4 protein-coding genes and 1 pseudogene are annotated in these 4,903 nt (G+C 73.3%); 1 reads left to right on the top strand and 4 read right to left on the bottom strand.

Annotation, left to right across the window (positions count from 1 at the left end):
- Positions 1-298: 298 nt before the first annotated feature.
- Positions 299-802 carry an SRPBCC family protein gene (locus CCN39_RS37705; RefSeq protein WP_086850507.1) on the top strand — a complete coding sequence of 168 codons (504 nt, stop codon included), beginning with the start codon at positions 299-301 and terminating at the stop codon, positions 800-802.
- On the opposite strand, the gene CCN39_RS37700 is transcribed toward CCN39_RS37705, so the two are convergent.
- The 4 genes and pseudogenes from CCN39_RS37700 to CCN39_RS37685 all read right to left on the bottom strand — a co-directional run.
- Positions 799-1,539, bottom strand: coding sequence for an enoyl-CoA hydratase/isomerase family protein (locus CCN39_RS37700; RefSeq protein WP_086850506.1), 741 nt, complete (start codon positions 1,537-1,539; stop codon positions 799-801). The genes CCN39_RS37705 and CCN39_RS37700 overlap by 4 nt on opposite strands.
- A gap of 32 nt (positions 1,540-1,571) precedes the next feature.
- Positions 1,572-2,045 (bottom strand): hypothetical protein, encoded by a 474-nt coding sequence (locus tag CCN39_RS37695; protein ID WP_086850504.1) that lies wholly within the window; start codon positions 2,043-2,045, stop codon positions 1,572-1,574.
- Positions 2,046-2,072: 27 nt separating this feature from the next.
- Positions 2,073-2,999, bottom strand: coding sequence for an ABC transporter permease (locus CCN39_RS37690; RefSeq protein WP_086850503.1), 927 nt, complete (start codon positions 2,997-2,999; stop codon positions 2,073-2,075).
- A pseudogene (locus tag CCN39_RS37685) lies at positions 2,996-4,879 on the bottom strand (ATP-binding cassette domain-containing protein); the annotation flags it as partial. The gene CCN39_RS37690 and the pseudogene CCN39_RS37685, both read right to left, overlap by 4 nt.
- Positions 4,880-4,903 lie beyond the last annotated feature (24 nt).

The raw sequence follows: 4,903 nt of genomic DNA, 5'->3' as shown, positions 1-4,903 counted from the left end.
CCGCCGCGGCCGCCGGCGCCAGGCCGGCCAGCGCCAGCAGGACCGCGCCGGCGGTGAAAAGTCTGCGCATCGAGCACCCTCCCGAACCCGCAACCGAACCCTCGGTGGGACCCTCACAGAACCGGCGGTGGTCGGCAATCGGCTGTCCGGGCACAGAATCGGTCAGGATCCGACTTTCGGCGGGTGGCGGCGCGTCCTCCGGCGTGCGCGGCCGCGGGCATTGTGCGAGTTGTCCGCCTGTTCCGGGCCACGTTACGGTCCGGAAGCGTAGGCACCGTCATCAAGCGAGGGGTCCGCTATGAAGGTTTCCGACTGCCCGACGACCCAGGTCGAGGTGCGCATCGCCGCGCGGCCGGCCGAGGTCTGGTCCTGGCTGCTGGACGTCGACCTGCCGGCCCGGTTCTCCACCGAGTTCCAGGGCGGTGGCTGGGTCGAGGGCGCCGAGCCCGGCCTCGGCGCGCGCTTCCGCGGCCGCAATTCGCACCCGATCGCCGGGGAGTGGGAGACAGTCTCGACCATCACCGGCTACGAGCCCGAGCGGCTGTTCGCCTGGGCCGTGATGGACGTGACGAACCCGGCCGCGTCCTGGCGCTTCGAGCTCGTCCCGGACGGCGACGGCACCATCCTGCGGCAGTGGGCCCAGATCGGCCCCGGCCCGTCCAACCTCACCACGATCATCGGCTCGATGCCCGAGCACGAAGACGAGATCGTCGCGATGCGGCTCGGCGAGCTGCAGACCAACATGCAGAAGACCGTCGAGGGCATCAAGGCGCTCGCCGAGAGCGGCGTGCGCGCGGCCTAGCGGAGGACCCGGTCCACATAGGACTTGACGGCGACCAGCGCCTCGGCGGACTGCCACAGCCGCTCCACGCGCGGGTCGTCCGAGTGGCGGTATTCGGCGATCCGCTCGTGGAAGGGCTGCCGGATCTGGGCCTTCGTGTGGGCGAACGGCTCGGCGGGCAGGGCGCCGAGCCGGGCCGCGACGGCGACGGCCCGCTCGAGCACGTCTCCCGGTGGGGCCTGCTCGTCGGCCAGGCCACGCGCCAAGGCCTCCTCGCCGCCCCAGGTTTCACCCGAGTAGGTGAGCGACGGCAAGCTGGTGGTCCCGTAGGTGCAGCGCAGGATCTCCAGTGCGGCCAACGGGAACGGCAGCCCGACGAGCAGTTCGGTGACCCCGATCCGGCCGGCGCCCAGCACCCGGTGGTCACACGCCGCGGCGAGGACCGCGCCGCCGGCAATGGCGTGCCCGTTGAGCGCCGCGACCACCGGACGCGGGCAGCCGAACACCGCCAGCAGCGCGTCGGACAGCAGCGGCAGGAACTCCGCCACGTACGCCGCGCCGCCCTCGCCGAGCCGCTTGAGGTCGACGCCCGCGCAGAAGATGCCGCCGGTCCCGGTGAGCACGACAGCGCGGGCCTGCTCGGCCTCCTCGAGCCGCCGCACCAGCGCCCGGCACGAGTCCGTGTCGAGGGTGTTGCCCCCGCCGTGGTCGATCCGGAGCACGGCGACGTCGCGGTGGCTGTCCAGGGTGATCGGCACGGCCCGACCGTACCGCGGCGCGGCGGGGCCGGTCAGGTCCGAACGCTCAACCGGACGACGCCGAAGTGCTCCCGGCGCGCCAGCTCGACGACCTCGTCGAGGGTCGGCAGCCGGCCGAGGGGGAACTTCAGGCCGATCATGCGGGCGGCGCGGCGCATGCCGAGCTCCGTCATGCGGTCGAGGTAGATCCGCGCGACCTCGGTCTCGTCTTCGACGAGCACGCCGCGCATCGGTGTCGTCCGGCCGGCGAACGTCACGTCGACGTCCGCGCCGCCGCGGAAGTTGAGCCGCCAGCCCGCCGGCGTCAGCGTGCACAGGCCCTCGGCGTCGCGGTGCGCGGTGACCGGAACGCGGTAGCGCTGCCCGGTCCGGCGGCCGGCGAAGGCGAGCAGCATGAACTCGCCGACGCCGCGGCCGAGCGGGCTGGGCAGCACCGCCCGCAGCACCACGTTCATCGTCTTCACCAGCGGCGCGGGCGGCTGGTGCCATTCCACCACGGCGGTCATTTCCGCAGCGTACGCCGCCCGCGGCCGTCAGCTGGTGATGTCTTTTTGAGCGAACCGCCGCCCGGCGTAGAGGAAGAACACCGTCCCGTAGATCACCGCCGACAGCATCCCGCTCGCCAGGTTGGTCCAGTCGACGTCGGTCGAGATCAGGTCCATCCAGGAGAACGCGTAGTGCGTCGGCAGGTAGTTCCGGAGCCCCTCCAGCGCGGTGATCTGGTCCAGGATCTGCGACAGGATCGCCACCAGCACCGCGCCGCCGACCGCGCCGAGCGGGGCGTCGGTCGACACGCTCAGCGCGAGCGCCAGCCCGGCCACCCAGGCCAGCTGCAGGATGATGTACACAGTGGACAGGGCGATGGCCAGCAGGCTGTCGCCGAAGGACACCGCGTCACCGGTCGGGCTGATCGCGTCGCCCGCGCCGTACCAGAGCACCCCGACGCCGAGCGACACCAAGGGCAGCAGCACCAGCGCGGACGCCGAGAGCAGCCCCGAAACGATCGCCTTCTGCCGCAGCACCCGCTGCCGCGGCACCGGGACGGCCAGCAGGTACTTCAGGCTCGACCACGACGCCTCGCTCGCGATGGTGTCGCCGAAGAACAGCGCGACGATCATCGGCAGCAGGAACGTCCCGGACACGAACAGCGCCAGCACGACGAAGTTCGGCGCGGACGCGGTGGCCAGGTCGACGAACCCGCCGCTGCGCCGGTTCGGGTTCGACTGCCCCGCCTCGAACGCGATCACCAGGATGAACGGCAGGAGCGCGACGAACCCGAGCAGGAACTGCGTGCGCCGCCGCTTGAGCTGGCGCCGCAGCTCGACGCCGAGCCGCAGCGTCCGCCGGGCGCTGTAGCCCTCGACCGCGCCGTCCGGCTCGACGCCCGCGTGTTCGGCCGACGCGAGGTCGCTCAGCTCGTCGAGCGCGTGCGGGTCGGTGTGCACACCGGAATCACTCACGACTCTTCTCCGACCAGTTGCAGGAACGCGTCTTCCAGCCGGCGCCGAGGGCCGGCCTGCTCCACCGCCACACCGGCGCGGACCAGGGCGGCCACGCCTTCGGCCCGCGGCAGCTCGCCGAGGTTGGCGTGCACGAGCTCGCCCTCGACGTCGACGTCGGTGACCCCGCTCAGCGCCTTGAGCGCCGCCGCGGCCGCCGCCGGATCGTCGACCCGGAACGTCGCTTCGCCACCGGCCGCGGCCAGTTCGCCGACCTCGCCCGAGGCGACCAGCGAGCCGCGGTGCATGACCACGACGTGCGTGCAGGTCTGCTCGACCTCGGCCAGCAGGTGGCTGGACACCACCACCGTGCGGCCGGTCGCGGCGTACCGCTTCAGCACCTCGCGCATCTGGTGGATCTGGGGCGGGTCGAGTCCGTTGGTCGGTTCGTCGAGCACCATGAGCTCCGGCAGGCCGAGCATCGCCTGCGCGATCGCCAGCCGCTGCCGCATGCCCTGGCTGTAGGTCCGCACCCGCCGTTCGACGGCGGTGCCCAGCCCGGCGATCTCCAGCGCCTCCGCGAAGTGGGCCTTCTCGGCCGGACGCCCGGTCGACGCCCAGTACAGCTCGAGGTTCGCCCGCCCGGACAGGTGCGGCAGGAAGCCGGAGCCCTCGACGAACGAGCCGATGCGCGAGAGCACCGGCGCGCCCGGGGTGATCTTGTGGCCGAACACGCGGATGTGTCCCTCGGTCGGCGTGATCAGGCCCATCAGCATGCGCAGGGTGGTCGTCTTGCCGGCACCGTTCGGCCCGAGCAGGCCGAGCACCTGGCCCGGCTCGACGCGGAAGGACAGGTCCTTCACCGCGACGAACCCGCCCGCGTACTGCTTGCGCAGCCCCTCGATGACGAGTGGGGTGGTGGCGAGCTCGGGGTCGACGTCGGTGGCCCGGCGGCGGCGCAGGGCCGCGAACAGCACCGCGGCGAGGCCGATCGCCAGCGTCACGCCGATGCCCGCCAGCTGCCCGACCGGCGCCGGGGAACCGACGGACTTGCCCGGGACGACCGGCACGGCCAGCGCGGTGCCGCCGGCGAGCCCGATCCGGAACACCGCGGGCGCGGCCGGCGCGGCGTACCCCTGGTCGGTGGTGCCGACCACCAGCCGCAGCGAGTGGCCGCCCTCGATCGGCCGGACGATGCCGGGCAGCGTCACGGTGACGTCGACCGGGGTGCCGTCGGCGGGCAGCCCGCTCACCCGGAACGGCGCGACGGCGTTGGCCGGCAGCACCCGCGAGCCGTCCTGCCCGACGTCGTAGAGCTTCGCGAACAGCACCGCGTCCGGCTGCGGGTGCGCCGGGTCCGCGGCGACCTGCAGCCGCACGGTGGACGAGCCGCTGATGACGACCTGGCCATCGAAGGCAGCGGTGGTGAACTGCGCGGCCTGGCCGGGCGGGTCGTTGCTGAACAGCGCGCCGAGCCGCGCCGAGCTGCTCGCGACGCCGTTGAGGCCGGGGATCCCGCTGACCGCCGCCGGGTTCGCCCCGGCCGGGCGCACGACCGGCTGCGCGGGCCCGTCGAGCGCCAGCAGCCGCCGTTCGGTGGCCGGCCCGGTCAGCCCGGGGTAGGCGGCCGCGCTGACCGTGCGGACCGACGGCGTCCCGTTGGCGCGCAGGGTGCCCTGGACGTCGTAGCTGAAGCCGGTGCCCGGGTCGCCGCCGTCCAGTGCCGTCTTCAGGAAGTCGGCGATCTTGGCGCGCAGCTGCGGACCGGGCTTGCCGCCGTCGTGACCGCCGGTGTACCAGATCGTCCGCACCTTGCCGCCCGCCGCGGTGATCTGCCGGGCGTTCGCGTCGGACTGGTCGAGGCCGAACAGCGTGTCGCTCTCGCCCTGCACCAGCAGCGTCCGTCACGGGCAAGGTCACCGTGC

The organism is Amycolatopsis kentuckyensis (assembly GCF_002155975.1).
GTDB lineage: Bacteria > Actinomycetota > Actinomycetes > Mycobacteriales > Pseudonocardiaceae > Amycolatopsis > Amycolatopsis kentuckyensis.
Note: the sequence above shows the minus strand (reverse complement) of the source record. Positions and strands in the feature narration are given on the sequence as shown.